General features: G+C 65.1%; 14 protein-coding genes. 1 reads left to right on the top strand and 13 read right to left on the bottom strand.

Features of this window, described 5'->3' with window-relative positions; genetic code table 11:
• Positions 1-61: 61 nt before the first annotated feature.
• The gene (glf, locus tag OU995_RS23105) at positions 62-1,180 is read right to left on the bottom strand and encodes a UDP-galactopyranose mutase (protein ID WP_267832487.1); all 1,119 of its coding nucleotides are present in this window, start codon (positions 1,178-1,180) and stop codon (positions 62-64) included.
• A 128-nt stretch (positions 1,181-1,308) separates the two neighbouring features.
• Here glf and OU995_RS23100 point away from each other — a divergent pair, with 128 nt between their 5' ends.
• Complete coding sequence (locus OU995_RS23100) at positions 1,309-2,484, top strand: glycosyltransferase (protein ID WP_267832485.1); 1,176 nt, start codon at positions 1,309-1,311, stop codon at positions 2,482-2,484.
• Here the strand turns inward: OU995_RS23100 and OU995_RS23095 are convergent.
• The 12 genes from OU995_RS23095 to gyrA all read right to left on the bottom strand — a co-directional run bounded on the left by OU995_RS23095 (position 2,445) and on the right by gyrA (position 17,514).
• A complete protein-coding gene (locus OU995_RS23095; RefSeq protein ID WP_267832484.1) occupies positions 2,445-3,533 on the bottom strand; it encodes a glycosyltransferase family 2 protein in 1,089 nt (362 codons plus the stop codon). The two genes, OU995_RS23100 and OU995_RS23095, sit on opposite strands and share 40 nt — an antisense overlap.
• Positions 3,534-3,662: 129 nt before the next feature.
• The gene (locus OU995_RS23090) at positions 3,663-4,415 is read right to left on the bottom strand and encodes a glycosyltransferase (protein WP_267832483.1); all 753 of its coding nucleotides are present in this window, start codon (positions 4,413-4,415) and stop codon (positions 3,663-3,665) included.
• Positions 4,416-4,550: 135 nt separating this feature from the next.
• Complete coding sequence (gene lapB / locus OU995_RS23085; RefSeq protein ID WP_267832482.1) at positions 4,551-5,708, bottom strand: lipopolysaccharide assembly protein LapB; 1,158 nt, start codon at positions 5,706-5,708, stop codon at positions 4,551-4,553.
• A complete protein-coding gene (locus tag OU995_RS23080) occupies positions 5,698-5,985 on the bottom strand; it encodes a LapA family protein (RefSeq protein ID WP_267832481.1) in 288 nt (95 codons plus the stop codon). The genes lapB and OU995_RS23080 overlap by 11 nt, the downstream gene beginning before the upstream one ends.
• 28 nt (positions 5,986-6,013) lie before the next feature.
• A complete protein-coding gene (locus OU995_RS23075) occupies positions 6,014-6,322 on the bottom strand; it encodes an integration host factor subunit beta (protein WP_267832480.1) in 309 nt (102 codons plus the stop codon).
• Between the two features lie 426 nt (positions 6,323-6,748).
• Positions 6,749-8,428 carry a 30S ribosomal protein S1 gene (gene rpsA, locus OU995_RS23070; RefSeq protein ID WP_267832479.1) on the bottom strand — a complete coding sequence of 560 codons (1,680 nt, stop codon included), beginning with the start codon at positions 8,426-8,428 and terminating at the stop codon, positions 6,749-6,751.
• A 193-nt stretch (positions 8,429-8,621) separates the two neighbouring features.
• Entirely contained in the window at positions 8,622-10,667 is a 2,046-nt protein-coding gene (locus OU995_RS23065; RefSeq protein WP_267832478.1) for a bifunctional 3-phosphoshikimate 1-carboxyvinyltransferase/cytidylate kinase, read from the bottom strand.
• Between the two features lie 129 nt (positions 10,668-10,796).
• A complete protein-coding gene (locus OU995_RS23060; RefSeq protein ID WP_267832477.1) occupies positions 10,797-11,777 on the bottom strand; it encodes a prephenate dehydrogenase in 981 nt (326 codons plus the stop codon).
• 114 nt (positions 11,778-11,891) lie between these two features.
• Positions 11,892-13,016 carry a prephenate dehydratase gene (gene pheA / locus OU995_RS23055; RefSeq protein ID WP_267832476.1) on the bottom strand — a complete coding sequence of 375 codons (1,125 nt, stop codon included), beginning with the start codon at positions 13,014-13,016 and terminating at the stop codon, positions 11,892-11,894.
• A complete protein-coding gene (gene serC / locus OU995_RS23050; RefSeq protein WP_267832475.1) occupies positions 13,009-14,130 on the bottom strand; it encodes a 3-phosphoserine/phosphohydroxythreonine transaminase in 1,122 nt (373 codons plus the stop codon). Before serC ends, pheA begins: the two co-directional genes overlap by 8 nt.
• An 85-nt stretch (positions 14,131-14,215) precedes the next feature.
• Entirely contained in the window at positions 14,216-14,836 is a 621-nt protein-coding gene (locus OU995_RS23045; RefSeq protein WP_267832474.1) for a DUF2059 domain-containing protein, read from the bottom strand.
• Positions 14,837-14,838: 2 nt separating this feature from the next.
• Positions 14,839-17,514: a DNA gyrase subunit A gene (gene gyrA / locus OU995_RS23040; RefSeq protein ID WP_267832473.1), complete on the bottom strand. Its 2,676-nt coding sequence runs from the start codon at positions 17,512-17,514 to the stop codon at positions 14,839-14,841.
• Between the last annotated feature and the right edge of the window lie 154 nt (positions 17,515-17,668).

The raw sequence follows: 17,668 nt of genomic DNA, 5'->3' as shown, positions 1-17,668 counted from the left end.
GGCCACTCGTCGCCCCGGGCCACTGGGTTGCCGTTCAGGCCACGATCCCTTCAGCCCGGGATCACGTCGGGGCGTTCCCCGGCACCGGCGGCTCCAGCAGATCCTGCGCCGTCTTCAGCGCCGCCGCCACGATCTGGTCCATGTTGTAGTAGCGGTACTGCGCGAGCCGTCCGACAAAGGTCACGCCTTGTGCGGCATCGGCCAGTGCGGCGTAACGCTTGAACAGGGCTTCGTTCTCCGGCCGGGGCACGGGGTAATACGGGTCGCCGTCGGCCTGCGGATATTCGCGCACGACGGAGGTTCCCGCGTGGGCTTCACCCGTCAAATGCTTGAACTCGGTGATGCGGGTGTAGTCGTGGTCGTTGGGATAGTTCACCGTGCCCACCGGCTGGAAGCGCTCGGTCTGTGGCAGATGCTCATGCTCAAAGCGCAGGCTGCGGTAGGGCAGCGGGCCATAACAATGGTCGAAAAACGCGTCGATGGGCCCGGAGTAGATGATGTGGCTGCCGGCAAAGTCGGCGCGCACGTCCTTGAACTCCACGCCGGTGCGGACGGTGATGCCGGGATGGTCCAGCATGCGCTCGAACATGGCGGTGTAGCCATCGGCCGGCATGAACTGGTAGGTGTCGCCGAAATACCGGTCGTCGTCGTTGCTGCGGGTGGGAATGCGTGCGGCGACCCCAGCGGACAGCTGGGAGAGGTCCAGCCCCCACTGCTTGCGGGTGTAGCCGCGGAAGAACTTCTCGCACAGATCGCGGCCGACGCTGTTGAGCACCACGTCCTCGCTGGTCTGCAGCGGTTCACGCGGTTCGCGCACGGTCTCCAGATAGCCCTGCACCTCGTCTTCCGTGAGTGACAGGCCGTAGAGCTGGTTGATGGTGGTGCGGTTGATCGGAATCGGCAGCAACTGCTCACCGACCTGGGCCAGCACCCGGTGTTCGTAGAAGCGCCAGGTGGTGAAGCGGGACAGGAACTCGATCACCTTCTTGGCATTGGTGTGGAAGATGTGCGGGCCGTAGGGGTGGATCAGCACCCCGTGCGGATCCCGCTCGTCATAGGCATTGCCACCGATGTGCGGCCGCTTGTCGATCACATGGACGGTCTTGCCGGCATCGGCCAGCACACGCGCGCAGACGGAGCCGGCATAACCGGCGCCCACGATGAGGAAGTCTGTAGTCATGGAGGGTCCGCAGGGCAAGGTCGAGAGGGTGGACACATTGTGCTCGAAGCTCGCACCAGCGAGGCGCACACCTGGCTGACGTGTGAAGGCTCGATGGCGGAGTGTCAAGGCTCCGATACACTGTTTCCATGACCGTTCCCACTTCGGGCGCGCCCGCGGGTGGGACCCGCCGCGTGCTGCATTTCGTCACCGGCGGCTTTTCCGGCGCCACTCAGGTCGCTGTGGAGTTGTGCCGCTCCCAGCGCCAGGCGGGCCGGCTTGAGCCGATTCTGGTGCTGCGCCGCAAACGCAGCACCGATCCCGCCAAAGTCCAGGCACTCCGAGATCAAGGCCTGGAGGTGCATCTGGTGCCGGGCTGGGCCCATTGCGTCACGGTCTGGTCGCTGCGGCGCCTGTGTGAGCGGCTCAAGCCCGATGTGGTCATGGCGCATGGCTTCCCGGAGCATCTGCTGGGGCGCAAGGCTGCCCTGCAGGCGGGTGTGCCGGCCGTGGTGCAGGTGGAACACAACTCCCGCGAGCGGTATGGACCCTGGTCGCTCGCCCAGGCGCGGGCCTTGGCGCGGCGTAGCGCCAAACTGGTCGGTGTGTCCGAAGGGGTGCGTCGCACGCTGGTGAGCCTGGGCATGCCCGAGGTGCTGACGGTGGCCATTCCCAACGGTATCCGGCTGGAACGCTTTGCGGCGGCGGACGCACATCCGCATGCGCTGCGGGAGCCCGGCATTGTGATGTCGGCGCGTTTTGCCCGGCAAAAGGACCAACTCACCCTGATCCGCGCCCTGGGCCTGCTGGCGCAGCGCGGCCTGCGGCCCCCACTGCATCTGGCGGGGCAGGGCAAGGCGTCTTACATGAGGGCGTCCGAGCGCTTGGTCCGGGAACTGGGCCTGGAAGGGCAGGTGCGCTTTCTGGGCTACCACAAGGACATGCCCGCCCTGCTGATGAGCCAACGCATCTTTGTCCTGAGCACCCACTGGGAGGGCATGCCCTTGGCCTTGCTGGAAGGCATGGCGGCGGGATGCGCCTGTGTGGCGTCGGCGGTGCCAGGGGTGGAAGGCGTGCTGGAACCGGGCAGGACCGGTCTGCTCACGCCCGAAGGGGATGCCGCCGCGATGGCGGATGCGCTGGAGCAGTTGTTGCGCGATGAAGCGCTGGCTCAGCGGCTGGGGGCGGCAGCGCGGCAGCGGGCCATTCACGAGCACAGCGTGGAGCTGATGATGCAGCGCTACGAGGATTTGCTGCTGGCGATTGGGCAACCGGCGTCACGGCATCAGTCCCCCGCAGCATCTCCTGCAGGTGCCGGCGCCTGAGCCCGGCGAAGCCATTGCCTCAATCGCAGAGCCCGCAGCCACCAGCCGCGTCGAAGGTATTCGGCCATGAGCGTGTCAGGGGGCATGGGGGAAGCTGCCACCATCCATTGCACATAAGCGTGGAGGATGGCCGGTGCCTGCTGCGGGTTGAAACGCCAGGCCATGCGGGCGGCGCCGATGAATTTGCGGGCCAGTGTGTTGGCCCAGGCGAAGCAGGTCTCCGGCCCCAGGCTGGAAGGGCTGCGCTGCACCGCCTCAGCGGCTTCCTTCAGCCCGGTCATGGCCCAGGCCAGGTCATCGGCCTTGCGCAGGTTGAGGGTGTGCATGATGGAGCCCTGCCGCTGGCGGTAGGCCACCCAGACTTCGGGCTCATACCAGAGGTCCGGCGCCCGCAGGGCCAGGAAGGGCAGCAGATGGATGTCCTCGAAGTGCATGCCCGGCGGGAAGCGCAGGTCACTGCCCCATAGTTCGCGGCGCGCGATCTTGGACCACGGGTGCATCTGCCCGCCCCGGAAGGTGCCGGTCATGATGACTGAGGCATCGGTGATCCGCTGGCGTTGCGGACCCTTGAAGGTGCTCTTGCGAGGATGGCCCCGCAGCCGGTGCTTGAGCTTGGGAGCCTCGCGAACCATGCGGTAGTCACACATCACCAAAGCCGGTGCATGCTGGTCAATGATGTTGCGCAGGCGCGGAACCGCTCCCGGCATCAAATAGTCGTCGGCATCCAGGAACCAGACGTAGCGGCCTCGCGCCTCATCCAGCAAGGTGTTGCGAGTGACCGAAACACCCTGGTTGCGCTCATGGAACACGCATCGAATCCGAGGGTCTTCTTCCGCCAGGCGGCGCATCAGTGCCGGGGTGCCGTCGGTGGAGCAGTCGTCCACGATCAGCACCTCCACATCAGCATCGGATTGGCTCAGCGCCGATGCCACGCTCTCTCGCAAATAAGCCTCGACGTTGTAGGCCGGAATGAGAAAGCTCAGCCAGGGGCGCGACGCGTTTAAGCGGGGGGCCAACGGTGGGCCGGCCTTCGGCTGGGAGGCTTGCATGGTGGAGCGCGTGCGAGTGATTCTTTGCGTCTAGGCGTGGCGGCTATTCGTGACGGCTATTCATGCCGGCTATTTATGCCCGCTAACCGGTCGTTAATAGGCCGCTAATAGGCCGCTGATCTGTGCCGTTCATTCATGCCAGTGGTCCGCAATCCAAGGCGCTGGCAGCGGGCGGCGCCAGTTGCCGTTGCTTTGGCCGGCCAGTGCGTCAGGCGGGTTCATCACCCCGTGGAAGATCAGGATGCGAGCCCCAGCGGGAATGCGCGGTGGCTGCCAGTAGTTCAGCGGCCAGCGCGGAATGCAGTGGTATTTGAAGCTGGCGCACCAGTGGGAGTCCCAATACTGCAACTGGCCCTTGCGGTTGATCGCGTCGGAGAGATAGGCCTGCTCGTTGCGGAACTTCTCGCGGATGCTTTCAAACTCGGCCCGGAACTTGGCCAGCACGTCGGCATGGGCGCCGAGGGTGAAGCGGTAGACCGAGGAGTTGCCGGTAATGCGCCAGGGGCGCTTCCAGTCGTGAATGATCAGGAATTCCCCGGGCACTTCGAAGAACGGGGTGATGTCGTCCACGATCACCACATCCAGGTCCAGGAACAGTGCGGTGCCCTTGAGGCCGTGCAGGTCCGCTTCGAAGGTGGTGAGTTTGGTCCAGCCGCGTTCGGGAATGCCTTCGGGCAGCGCCAGCGCCGGAATGGGCAGGCATTGCACTTCCGGGCGGATGCCTTCGCTGCGGTCGGTGAGGCAGACGAAGCGGAAGTCGCCGCGCAGATGCCGGCGCACCATCGCGTAGAGACGATTGACGTATTCGGGGCCGTACTTCGTTCCCCACTTCATGCAGAGGATGACGCGCGGGTCGTCGTGGGGGGCTGGGCTCGTCGACATGTTGGGTGCGGTGCAGAAGGGGCGAGTGATCAGCGATCAGGCGAAGGGGCGGGCGGTGCGGTTGAAGTCAGGGGCAGAGTGGGGCGTTGTTGGACCAGCGGTCGCGCCGTTCATGCCCCGTGCTGTCATGCCGCCTCAGAGTTCTTCCACCCACCGGGGCGGATAGCTGTCCCAGCTCAGACAGCCGGGGCACTGCCAGAAATAGTGCTGCGACTCGAAGCCGCAGGCTGCGCAACGGTAGCGCTGCAGCGGACGAACGGCACGTTGCAGGGCGCCGCCCACCAACTGGGCTTCGTCCTCGTTCAGCGGTTGCTGGCGGGTCTGGCTTTGCTGCAGCAGCTGGGTGGCGGCCGACAGGGCCGGTTCCACCCGCAAGTGCTCGGCCAGACGGCGGCGCTGGGCGTCCGGTGCCGGTTCCAGCAGCGCGATGGCCAGCAGCAGGGCCATGCTGGGATGGCGGCGGTAGTGGGCTTCCAGCAGTGACAGTGCCTGCGGGACCGACTGGGTGGCCAGGGCGGCCTGGGCGTAGTCGCGGGCCACCAGGTTGAAGGCGTCCGGATTGGCTTTCAGCAGTTCGCCATAGATGCCCATGGTGCCGGCCTGATCGCCTTCGCGGGTGAGCATCTGGCCGAGCAGCACATAGGCGCGGGCGGATTGCGGGGCGCGCTGGCGGGCCCGTTCCAGCCATTGGCGGGCGGCGGCCAGATCCTGGCTGCTCTGGGCTTCCAGGGCCAATTCGCACCAGTAATTGGCGATGCGGCTGGCGAAGGAACCGGTGCCGGTGGCTTCCAGCGATTCGGCCACATCGGCGGCCTTGGCCCATTCACGGGAGCGCTCATACAGCGACAGCAGTGCCAGCGAGGCCTCGCGGTCGAAGGCGGTGCCTTTCAGGGCTTCGTAGGCGGTCTCGGCGCGGTCGAACAGCCCGGCCTTGAAGAAGTCCTGGGCGAGGGCGTATTGGGCGCGGTCGCGCTCGTCCTTGGGCAGATCGCCGCGGGACAGCAGGTGCTGGTGCACGCGCACGGCGCGCTCATATTCGCCTCGACGGCGGAACAGGTTGCCCAGCGCGAAGTGCAATTCGGAGGTGTCGGGGTCGGCCTGGACGGCTTCGATGAAGGCGTCGATGGCCTTGTCCTGCTGCTCGTTCAGCAGCAGGTTCAGGCCTTTGAAATAGGCCCGTGGGGCGTCGCGCTGTTCCCGCTTCCATTGACGGGAGTCCAGCTTGGACGCCAGCCACCCGAGGCCGAAGACGAGGGGGACGCCGATCAGCAACCAGCTGAGATCAAATTCCATCGGGGAGCTTGGGGTCTGGGGAGGGAGGGGGGGGCAGGTCGTCTGCGGGAGGCAGGCTTCGCGCGGCGGCACGCTTGTGGCGCCACCAGGCGGGCACCATGGCCAGAACGCCGAAGGCGCAGCCCACGGCAAACACCAGCAGCACCACGATGACCAGGGGGGCACGCCAGGCCTGGCCGAAGAACCAGTGCACAACGACCTCCTGGCTGTTGTTCAGCGCGAAGGCGAAGAGGGTGAAGAACAGGAAGGCACGGAAGAGCCAGACCAGGATTCGCATGGGCGCGATTCTAGGCTGGCTGAAAGGCTTATTCGGAAGCAGGTGTGTCCGCAGGCAATTGGGCGTCCACGGCTTCGCGCAGCGCCTTGCCGGGCTTGAAATGGGGGACCAGCTTCTCGGGAATCATCACCTGCTCGCCGCTACGGGGATTTCGTCCGGTGCGGGGAGGGCGGCGGTTGATGGAGAAACTGCCGAAACCGCGGATCTCGATGCGATGGCCGCGGGCCAGTGCGTCGGACATGGCGTCCAGGATGGTCTTGACCGCGAATTCCGTGTCTCGTTGGGTGAGCTGGCTGAAGCGCTCGGACAAATGGGCCACGAGGTCGGATCGGGTCATGGTGATGGGGAATCTGAAGAACAACAGGCCCGCACATGCGAGCCTGTATGAAGGAACTACATCGGGCACAACAGCGGCTTCAGCCTACCTCAGGCCTGCACTGCCCTGCACCCGTAAAAGCCTCATTTTCCGAGAAAAATGCAACGCCCTTCGACGCCACACCTCCCGAACCGCCACTTCACCCCGCCCGCCACCACAGACACCAGGCCTGACGACCTGTCACCTGAATGAACGGCTTGGTGGGCCCTGCCCACCAGCCGTTCCTCAAGCCACATCCGAAGTCAGGGTTTCCCTGACTGCAGGATGGCGCCCCTTGGGGGCAGGAGCGGAGCGACTGGGGGGCCTCAATCCACCAAATCCGAAGTCAGGGTTTCCATGACTTCAGGATGGCGCCCCTTGGGGGCAGGAGCGAAGCGACTGGGGGGCTTAGTTCTGATCCAGCTTGGCGCGCAGCAGAGCACCCAGGCTGGTCGTACCAGCGTTTTCACGCTCGTTCGACTGCGACAGGCGCTGCATGGCTTCTTGCTGGTCGGCGCTGTCCTTGGCCTTGATCGACAGCTGGATGCTGCGGGTCTTGCGATCGACGTTGATGATGATCGCGGTGACTTCTTCGCCTTCCTTCAGCACGTTACGGGCATCTTCCACGCGGTCGCGGGCGATTTCCGAAGCGCGCAGGTAGCCGGTGACGTCTTCACCCAGGTCGATCTCAGCGCCGCGGGCATCCACGGTCTTGACCTTGCCGGTGACGGACATGCCGCGGTCGTTGACCGAGACGAAGGTCGAGAACGGGTCGCCGTCCAGCTGCTTGATGCCCAGCGAGATGCGCTCGCGCTCGACGTCCACAGCCAGCACGATGGCTTCGACTTCCTGGCCCTTCTTGTAGTTGCGGACAGCCGTTTCGCCCGGCTCGTTCCACGACAGGTCGGACAGGTGCACCAGGCCGTCGATGCCCTGGGCCAGGCCCACGAACACGCCGAAGTCGGTGATCGACTTGATGGGGCCCTTGACGCGGTCGCCACGCTTGACGTTTTCGGCGAACTCTTCCCACGGGTTGGCACGGCACTGCTTCATGCCCAGCGAGATGCGACGCTTGTCTTCGTCGATCTCCAGGACCATGACTTCCACTTCGTCACCCAGGGAGACGACCTTGGAAGGCGCAACGTTCTTGTTGGTCCAGTCCATTTCGGACACGTGCACCAGACCTTCGATGCCCGGTTCGATTTCGACGAACGCGCCGTAGTCAGCAATGTTGGTGACCTTGCCGAACAGGCGGGTGTTGGCCGGGTAGCGGCGCGACACGCCGAACCACGGATCGTCGCCCAGCTGCTTCAGACCCAGCGAGACGCGGTTCTTCTCGGCGTCGAACTTCAGGACCTTGGCGGTCAGCTCTTGACCCACCGTCACCACTTCGCTCGGGTGACGGACACGGCGCCAGGCCATGTCGGTGATGTGCAGCAGGCCGTCGATGCCGCCCAGGTCCACGAACGCACCGTATTCGGTGATGTTCTTGACCACGCCGTTGACGATGGCGCCTTCGGTCAGCGTTTCGAGCAGCTTGGCGCGCTCTTCACCCATGGAGGCTTCCACCACAGCGCGACGCGACAGCACAACGTTGTTGCGCTTGCGGTCGAGCTTGATGACCTTGAATTCCATGGTCTTGCCCTCGAACGGGCTCATGTCCTTGACCGGACGGGTGTCCAGCAGCGAACCGGGCAGGAAGGCGCGGATGCCGTTGACCAGGACGGTCAGGCCGCCCTTGACCTTGCCGGAGACGGTGCCGGTGACGAACTCGCCGGATTCCAGCGCGTTTTCCAGCGACAGCCACGAAGCCAGACGCTTGGCCTTGTCGCGCGACAAGATGGTGTCGCCGTAGCCGTTTTCGATGGCGTCGATGGCCACCGAAATGAAGTCGCCCACCTGGACTTCGACTTCGCCCTGGTCGTTCTTGAACTCTTCGATGGGCACGTAGGCTTCAGACTTCAGGCCGGCGTTGACCACCACGAAGTTGTGCTCGATACGGACCACTTCAGCCGAGATGACCTCGCCGGTGCGCATGTTGGCGCGTTGCAGCGATTCCTCGAAAAGGGCGGCAAAAGATTCAGACATGTGAGATTTCCTTGCCAGGCACAGAGCGTCCGGCGCTTGAGGCGTCAAGCGGCCTGATCCGAGAGGTGCGCGGGCGTTTTGTGCAAGCGGACTTGCGGGTTAGGTTGTTGAACACGTCACCCCCGATGAACTGACGTTCGGAGGGAGGGGTGACGCTCCTGCATGCGTGCAAAACAGTCGCCTGTTCAGCGGGTTAATTCAGAAACGGGCGCTTTGTTTGCCACCAGCTCAACACCAGATCCCTTGAAGCCTCAATGGAGTGGGCGGAGTTGTCCAGCTCAATCGCGTCCGCAGCTGCCTGTAGCGGTGACGCACTGCGACTTTTGTCACGGGCGTCACGCGCTTCCAGATCTGCGCGCAAGTCTGAGATGTTAGCCGGGATGCCTTTGGAAATCAATTGCTTGTACCGCCGCTCGGCCCGTGTGGCGGCGCTGGCGGTCAAAAAGACCTTCAGCGGGGCGTCCGGGAAGAGGGCCGTGCCCATGTCGCGGCCATCCGCCACCAGGCCGGGCAGGCGGCGGAAGTCCAGCTGCAGCTGGTGCAGGGCCTGGCGCACGGGCGGATGGGCGCCGACCTGCGAGGCCATCAGGCCGGTGGCCTCCAGGCGCAGTTCATTGCTCACATCTTCGTCGTCCAGCAGGACGCGGCCTTGTTCGAATCGCAGGTCCAGGCTGGGCACCAGCGCCGCGACGGCCGCGCCATCGGCCAGGTCGATGCCGGCGCGGTGAGCCGCCAGGCCGGTGACGCGGTAGAGCGCCCCGGAATCCAGGACACCGTAGCCCAGGGCGCGAGCCACCTCGTCGGTCAAGGTGCCTTTGCCGGAGGCGGTCGGGCCGTCGATCGTGATGACCGGGATCTCGTCGGCGCGGGCATGGACGACGCTGAACAAGGTCTCGAAGTAATCCGGGAAGGTCTTGGCGACGCATTGCGGGTCCAGGATGCGAACCGGCACCGCCTGTTCGCCACGGCCGGCCACCAGGCCGTTGAAAGCCGCGAGGGAGAAGCACATGGCCACCCGGTGGTCGTCATAGGTGTGGATGGCGGCCGGACGCCAGTGCTGCAGCGGATGGACACGCAGCCAGTCCGGCCCTTCGTCCACCTCGGCGCCCAGTTTGCGCAGCTCGGTCGCCATGGCGGCGATGCGGTCGGTTTCCTTGACCCGCCAGGAGGCGATGTTGCGCAGCGTGGTCGGGCCGTCGGCATACAGGGCCATCACGGCCAGCGTCATGGCCGCATCCGGGATGTGGTTGCAATCCAGGTCCAGGGCCTTCAGCGGCCAGGCGCCTCGGCGCACTTCCAGCCAGTTCGGGCCCAGCGTGACGGCCGCGCCCATCGCCTGGGCCGCCTCCACAAAACGGACATCCCCCTGCACCGAGCTGGCACCGACACCTTCGATGCGAATCGGTGCCGCCTCGGCCGCAATGGCGCCGAGGGCCACGAAGTAGGAGGCCGACGAGGCGTCGCCTTCCACATGCACATCGCCGGGGGATGCGTAACGGCTGCCGGCTGGAATGACGAAATGCTGCCAGTTCGCATCGCGCTGCACCTGCACGCCGAAGCGGGCGAGCAGGTCCAGGGTGATCTGCACATAGGGTTTGGAGATGAGTTCGCCGGTCACCTCGATATGGATGTCCCGCGCACCCTGGCCGTCGCCCGCGCCCCCGGCCACCAGCGGCAGGGCCAGCAGCAGCGCGGTGAGGAACTGGCTCGATACATCACCGCGCACACGCACCGGTGCGTCCAGGCTGAGGGGGGCAGGGCCGTTCAGGCGCAGCGGCGGATAGCCCTCCTGGCCTAGGCAGTCGATGGGGCAGCCCAGCGCGCGCAGGGCATCGACCAGATCACCGATCGGCCGTTCATGCATGCGCGGCACGCCCGACAGCTCGAACTGTCCGCCCTGCGTGGCGGCCAGCAGGGCCAGGGCAGCGGTGAGGGGGCGCATCGCGGTGCCGGCATTCCCCAGGAACAGTCGAGCCTGGCGCTGCTGCAGACGGCCCCCGAGGCCGGTGACGGACAGCACGCCGTCATCACGTTGATGGAGCACGCAGCCCAGTTCGCGCAGAGCGGCGATCATCACCTTGGTGTCGTCCGAGTCCAGCAGGTCGTGCACCAGGGTCTCGCCCTCGGACAGGCCGGCCAGCAGCAGGACGCGGTTGGAGATGCTCTTGGAGCCGGGCAGGGCAACGGTACCGGCTGCACCGCGCAGCGGAGGCAGGTCGAGGAAGGCGGTCTTGTACATGGCAGGGCCTGGATCGGACCGGCCCGGGCCGACCGGCTGGCGGCAGCGCCAGGGCGGGCCCGGAACGGATGGGTGGACGTCTCGACGGATTGTCGGATCGGGAGCGGCCCAGCGGCCTTCCCGAGACAGCTACTTTGACTTCGGCGGGGCGGGAGGTGTGCTCAGTTGCCACTGTGAACGGCCTTCCGACGCCTGACGGATCATGCCTTCCAGGCTGGACGTGTCGCCCTTCTGGATGGCCTGTTCCAGCGCATCCAGGGATTCCCGGAACTTCTGGGTCTGGGTCAGCAGCTCGTTCTTGTTGGCAATGAGGATGTCCCGCCAGATGGTGGGATCGCTTGCGGCAATGCGGGTGAAGTCGCGGAAGCCCGAGCCGGCCAGACTGAGGAAGTCTCGGCCGGACGGCTGCCGGGCTACCGCATTGAAGTAGGCATAGGCCAGCAGATGCGGCAAATGGCTGACGGCGGCGAAGGCGGCGTCATGGTTGTGCGGTGCCATCTTCAGCACCTGGCATCCCAGCGCCGACCACACGTCGGTGGCCTTTTGCACCAGCTCCGGACGGGTCTGCTCCAGCGGCGTCAGGATCACCTGACGGCCGTGGTAGAGATTGGCGTCCGCATGCTGCACACCCGCCGACTCCTTGCCGGCGATGGGATGCGCCGGCACGAAGGTGGGCAACTGCTTGCCCAGTGTGCGCCGCGCGGCATCCACCACATCACCCTTGGTGGAGCCAACGTCCATCAGCAGGACGTCGCTGTGGATCAGGTGGCGGATCGCCTTCAGCGTGGATTCGGTCGCGGCAACCGGCACGGCCAGCAGCACGATGTCCGAGCCGGACACTGCAAGCAGGGCGGACTCCGCCGCAATATCGATGACGCCCATGCGCCGGGCGGTTTCCGTCGTGGAGGGCGACTTGCTGTAGCCCACCACACGGCGGACCAGCCCGGCCTTCTTCATGGCCAGCGCAAACGAGCCGCCCATCAGGCCGCAGCCGATCACACCGAGTTGATTGAAGGTCGCAGACACCGCTTTTCTACCTGCTTGACTACCTGTTTTGCTGGCGGCCTTTTGAGCCCCCCGGCTGCCGTTCTTGTCGGCCGACTTGCTCATGGCGCCAGCCTCCGAGGTGCCAGGCGCCGAGCTCCCTGTTGTATTGCCTGTTCGATTAGCCGTCTTGTCACCCCGTGATTGTGTGGCCTGAGTGCCGGTAAGCGCCGCATGGGCTCAGGCCTTCAATGGATAGGCGCCAATGATCTTGAAGAAGGCACAGAGTTCCCGCAACTCCGCCAAGGCTGCTGCCACATGAGGCTGGGACGGATGGCCGTCCAGATCGATATAGAAGTAGTACTCCCACTGGCCGGTGCGGGCCGGGCGCGACTCCAGACGGGTCATGGAGACGCCGTGCTGCTTGAGCGGCACCAGCAGGTCATGCATGGCCCCGGGGCGGTTGTGGACCGACACCACGAGGCTGGTGCAATCGCGACCGCTGGCGGGCGGCATGTCCATGGTCTGCGGCAGTGTGATGATGGCAAACCGCGTGCGGTTGTAGGCCTCATCCTGGACCGCATGGGCGACGATGTGCAGCCCAAACAAGGGGGCCGCCCGTTCGCTGGCGATGGCGGCCCAGGCCGGATTGGTGGCAGCCAGGCGCGCACCTTCGGCATTGCTGGAGACCGCACGCCGCTCGGCATGGGGCAGGTGCTTGGAGAGCCAGTTCTGGCATTGGGCCAGCGCCTGCGGATGGGCCAGCACGGCCTCGATGCCCTCCAGCGAGTTGTCCTTGCGCAGCAGGTTGTGCCGGATCAGCAGGCTGACTTCCCCCACTTGATGGGTGGGGGTGTGCAAGAAGAGGTCGAGCGAGCGGGTGACCACGCCCTCGGTCATGTTCTCCACGCCCACCACGCCGTACTGGGCGCTGCCGGACGCCGTGGCATGGAAGACCTCATCAAAGCTGTTGCAGTAGATCAGGTCGGCGGCGCCACCGAAATATTCGATGGCCGCCTGCTCGCAGAAGGTGCCAAAGGGGCCCAGCACCGCGACGCGTTGAGGAGATTCCAGCGCCAGGCAGGCGGACATGATCTCCCGCCAGATGGCGGCCACATGCTCGCCCTTGAGCGGGCCCTGGTTGGCCGCCTTGATCTTGGCGATGACCTGCGCCACCCGGTCGGGGCGGAAGAAGGGCGTGCCGTCACGGCGCTTGATTTCACCCACCTGCTCGGCCACATGGGCCCGCTGGTTCAGCAGGGACAGCAACTGGCTGTCCAGTGCGTCGATCTGGTCGCGCAGGACCAGCAGCTCGGCGCTGGCCACCGGAGGGGGAAGGGAGGAGGAGTCGGTGGCGTCAGCCATGTTGGGTCTCGAAGTCCTTGAGGTAGCTCACCAGAGCCTGGACACCCTCCATTGGCATCGCGTTGTAGATCGATGCCCGCATGCCGCCCACCGACTTGTGGCCTTTGAGTTGCAGCAGCCCGCGCGCCTTGGCGCCTGCCAGGAAGTCGTCGTTCAGACGTTCGTCGCGCAGGAAGAATGGAACGTTCATCCGCGAGCGCGCCTCGGGCGCGACACGGTTCTCAAACAGCGACGAGCCGTCCAGCGCCTGGTAGAGCAGGGCGGCCTTGTCGATGTTGCGTTGTTCAATGGCCGCCAGGCCGGTCTTGCCGGCGTACTGGAAGCGCTTGATCCATTGGAACACCAGGCCGGCGACATAGATCGCGAAGGTCGGCGGGGTGTTGAACATGGAGTGGTTCTCGGCCACCGTCTGGTAGTTGAAGGCCGAGGGGCAGATGGGCAGGGCATGGCCCAGCAGATCCTCGCGCACCGCCACCAGCGTCAATCCGGCCGGGCCGATGTTCTTCTGGGCCCCGGCGAAGGCCAGCCCCACCCGGGACCAGTCCAGGCTCCGGGACAGGATGTGGGAGGAGCAGTCGATGGCCAGCGGCGCGTCGCTGCCGAGTGCCTTCAGGTCGGGCAACTGATGGAATTCCAGGCCGTCGATGGTCTCGTTGGTGCAGACGTGGACGTAGGAGGCCTCACGCCGCAATTGCCAGGAGGCGGGGGCGGTGAGGGTCTGGTAGCGGCCGTCGGCATTGGCGCTGTCCGACGCGATCTTGACATCGGCATAACGGCGGGCTTCGCCGGCGCTCTTGCGGGACCAGGCGCCGGTGACCACCACATCCACCGCGCCACCGCGCGACAGGTTCAGTGGCACGATGGCGTTTTCGCCCAGCCCGCCGCCCTGCATGAACAGGATGCGGAAGTTGGCTGGCACCTGCAGCAGCTCGCGCAAGTCGCGTTCGGCGGCCTCATGGATGGCGCCGAATTCCTTGCCGCGATGGCTCATCTCCATCACCGACATGCCGCTGCCTTGCCAGTCCAGCATCTCCGCTGCCACCTGCGTCAGCACCTCTTCAGGCACTGCGGCGGGGCCGGGGGAGAAGTTAAAAGGACGGCGGGTGGAGGTCATGGGGTGTCAGGCGTCTGAGCAGCGGCTGGGGGAGGAGAGCGGCTGGCGTTCCAGGTTGCACCGGGAACGCCAGCGTCGCGCTTCCTTACTTCTTCGGAGCGGTCACGGCCGGCTTGGAGGCCGGCTTGGCGCCCGAAGCGGCGGCGCCGTTGGCTGCCGGAGCATCCAGACCCAGTTGCTTGGCGATGTTGGTCTGCAGTGCGTTGAACTTGTCGTCCAGTGCCTTGCCGTTATCGTCGATCAGCTTCTTGGTGTAGACGGCTTGCAGGTCGGGGGCCACTTCGGCGAACTTCTTGCTCACCGGCGATTCCAGCCAGGCCACCAGTTGCTTCAGTTCGTCTTCGCTGAACTTCTCGTCCAGGGTCAGGCCGATGGTCGACGCCTGGATGGACTTGCCCTTCTCGATCAGGGCCGGGCTGTTGTCTTCCATGAACTTGCGCAGCGAGGCGTCGATGGACTTGGCCGTCGATTCACGCTTGTCTTCCGGCAGGCGGCGGATGGCGGGCATCAGCTTCTGGGCCAGGTCGTTCACCGGGCGGCTCAGCACGCCCACCGTCAGCTGCTCGATGGCCGGCTGCTGGAGCTTGAGCACCTTGTTGATCAATTCCTTCTTGGCGGGCGAGCTGTCGGCCTTCTGGGCAAAGGCCAGGGGGGACATCAGCAGGGCGGCCGCGAGGGCACCCACTTGTACATGCTTGAGCAACAAGATCATTCCTTCGCGTCAGGTTCGGAAGTAGTGCCGGTGGCGCCAGTGCCATCGGTATCGGTTGGCGCGGCATCGCTGCCCTCGCCGGTGTTTTCATTCGCGTCGTTTTCAACGATGCGCTGCAGGCCCGAAAGCTTGGCACCTTCGTCCAGGGCAATCAGCGTCACCCCCTGCGTGGCACGGCCCAGCTCACGGATTTCCGACACACGGGTGCGCACCAGCACGCCGGTATCGGTGATGAGCATGATCTCGTCCTCAGGGCGAACCAGCGTCGCGGCCACGACCTTGCCGTTGCGCTCGCTCTGCTGGATGGCAATCATGCCCTTGGTGCCCCGGCCATGGCGCGTGTATTCCGCGATGCTCGTGCGCTTTCCATAACCGTTCTCGGTCGCGGTCAGCACGCTCTGGCTTTCGTCCTCAGCCACCAGCATCGCAATCAGGCGCTGGTCGGGTTCCAGCATCATGCCGCGCACGCCGCGGGCCTGGCGGCCCATCGGGCGCACATCGTCCTCATCGAAACGCACGGCCTTGCCGCCGTCGGAGAACAGCATCACGTCATGCTGGCCGTCGGTCAGGGCGGCGCCGATGAGGTAGTCGCCATCATCCAGGTCCACCGCGATGATGCCGGCCTTGCGCGGGTTGCTGAAGTCCTTCAGCGAGGTCTTCTTCACCGTGCCCAGGGCGGTGGCAAAGAAGATGAAGTGGTCTTCCGGGAAGGTGCGGAATTCACCGGTCAGCGGGAGGATGACGTTGATCTTCTCTTCCGGCTGCAGCGGGAACATGTTGACGATGGGCTTGCCGCGCGAGTTGCGCGAGCCCTGCGGCACTTCCCACACCTTCAGCCAATACACACGCCCCCGGTTGCTGAAGCACAGCATCCAGTCGTGGGTGTTGGCAATGAAGAGCTGGTCGATCCAGTCGTCTTCCTTCGTGGCGGTGGCCTGCTTGCCACGGCCGCCGCGGCGCTGGGCGCGGTATTCGCTCAGGGCCTGGCTCTTGATGTAGCCGGTGTGGGAGAGCGTCACCACCATGTCGGTGGGAGTGATCAGGTCTTCGGTGCCCAGTTCCTGGGCGTTGTGCTCGATCACGCTGCGGCGGGCGCCCAGCTTGGTCTGGCCGAATTCCTGGCGCACGGCCACGAGTTCGTCGCTGATGATGGCGGTCACGCGGGCCGGCGTGGCCAGGATGTCCAGCAGGTCGGCGATCTGGGCCATGACGTCGCGGTATTCGCCGACGATCTTGTCCTGCTCCAGGCCGGTCAGGCGTTGCAGACGCATCTGCAGGATTTCACCGGCCTGGTCGTCGGAGAGGCGGTACAGCCCGTCCGGCTGCATGCCGTATTGCAGCGGCAGGCCTTCCGGACGGTAGGCATTGGCGCCGCCCGCATGCTCACCGGCTGCGCGGGTGAGCATCTCGCGCACCAGCGACGAATCCCAGGAACGGGCCATCAGCTCGGCCTTGGCCACCGGCGGGGTGGGGGACTCGCGGATGATCTTGATGAAGTCATCGATGTTGGCCAGCGCCACCGCCAGGCCTTCCAGCACATGGCCGCGTTCACGGGCCTTGCGCAGTTCGTACACGGTGCGGCGGGTGACGACTTCGCGGCGGTGCTCCAGGAAGACGGTGATCAGGTCCTTCAGGTTGCACACGCGCGGCTGGCCATCCACCAGCGCCACCATGTTGATGCCGAAGCTGTCCTGCAGCTGGGTCTGCTTGTAGAGGTTGTTGAGCACCACCTCAGGGACTTCACCCCGCTTGAGCTCGATCACCACACGCATGCCCGACTTGTCGGACTCGTCCTGGATGTGGCTGATGCCCTCGATCTTCTTTTCCTGGACCAGCTCGGCAATGCGCTCCAGCAGCGTCTTCTTGTTGACCTGGTAGGGGATCTCGTCAACGATGATTGCCTGACGCTGGCCACGGTCGATGTCCTCGAAATGGACCTTCGCCCGCATCACCACCTTGCCGCGGCCGGTGCGGTAGCCCTCGCGCACGCCGCTCAGCCCATAGATGATGCCGGCGGTGGGGAAATCGGGCGCCGGAATGATTTCCATCAGTTCTTCGATGGAGCAGTCCGGGTTTTTCAACGCATGCATGCAAGCGTCGACCACCTCATTCAGGTTGTGAGGCGGGATATTCGTGGCCATGCCCACCGCAATACCGGAGGAGCCATTGACCAACAGGTTTGGCAGCCGGGTGGGCAAAACCAGCGGTTCTTTTTCGCTGCCGTCGTAGTTGGGGCCGTAATCGACGGTTTCCTTGTCGATATCCGCCAGCATTTCGTGGGCGATTTTCGACAAACGGATTTCGGTGTACCGCATGGCGGCGGCGTTGTCGCCGTCCACCGAACCGAAATTCCCCTGACCATCCACCAGCATGTGGCGCAGGGAGAAATCCTGGGCCAGACGAACGATGGTGTCATACACGGCGCTGTCACCGTGCGGGTGATATTTACCGATCACATCGCCGACGATACGCGCCGACTTCTTGTAGGGACGGTTCCAGTCGTTGTTCAGCTCGTGCATCGCGAAGAGCACGCGCCGATGCACCGGCTTAAGGCCGTCACGCGCGTCGGGGAGGGCGCGCCCCACGATCACGCTCATGGCGTAATCGAGGTACGAGCGGCGCATCTCCTCTTCGAGGCTGATCGGCAGGGTTTCCTTGGCGAACTGAGTCATGCGCGGCAGGCCGCGCGCATGGGAACGCCGGCCTCTGGATTGAGCAGAAGAACGACATTCTAAATGCGCCCGCTTGTAGTGCCTGCGCAACAGCTTTGCGCCCGATCGCGGTGCGCCTTGCGAGAATGAAATCGACCTGTTGCCCTATGGCACA

The sequence above is a fragment of the Roseateles sp. SL47 genome, from assembly GCF_026625885.1.
GTDB lineage: Bacteria > Pseudomonadota > Gammaproteobacteria > Burkholderiales > Burkholderiaceae_C > Roseateles.
Note: the sequence above shows the minus strand (reverse complement) of the source record. Positions and strands in the feature narration are given on the sequence as shown.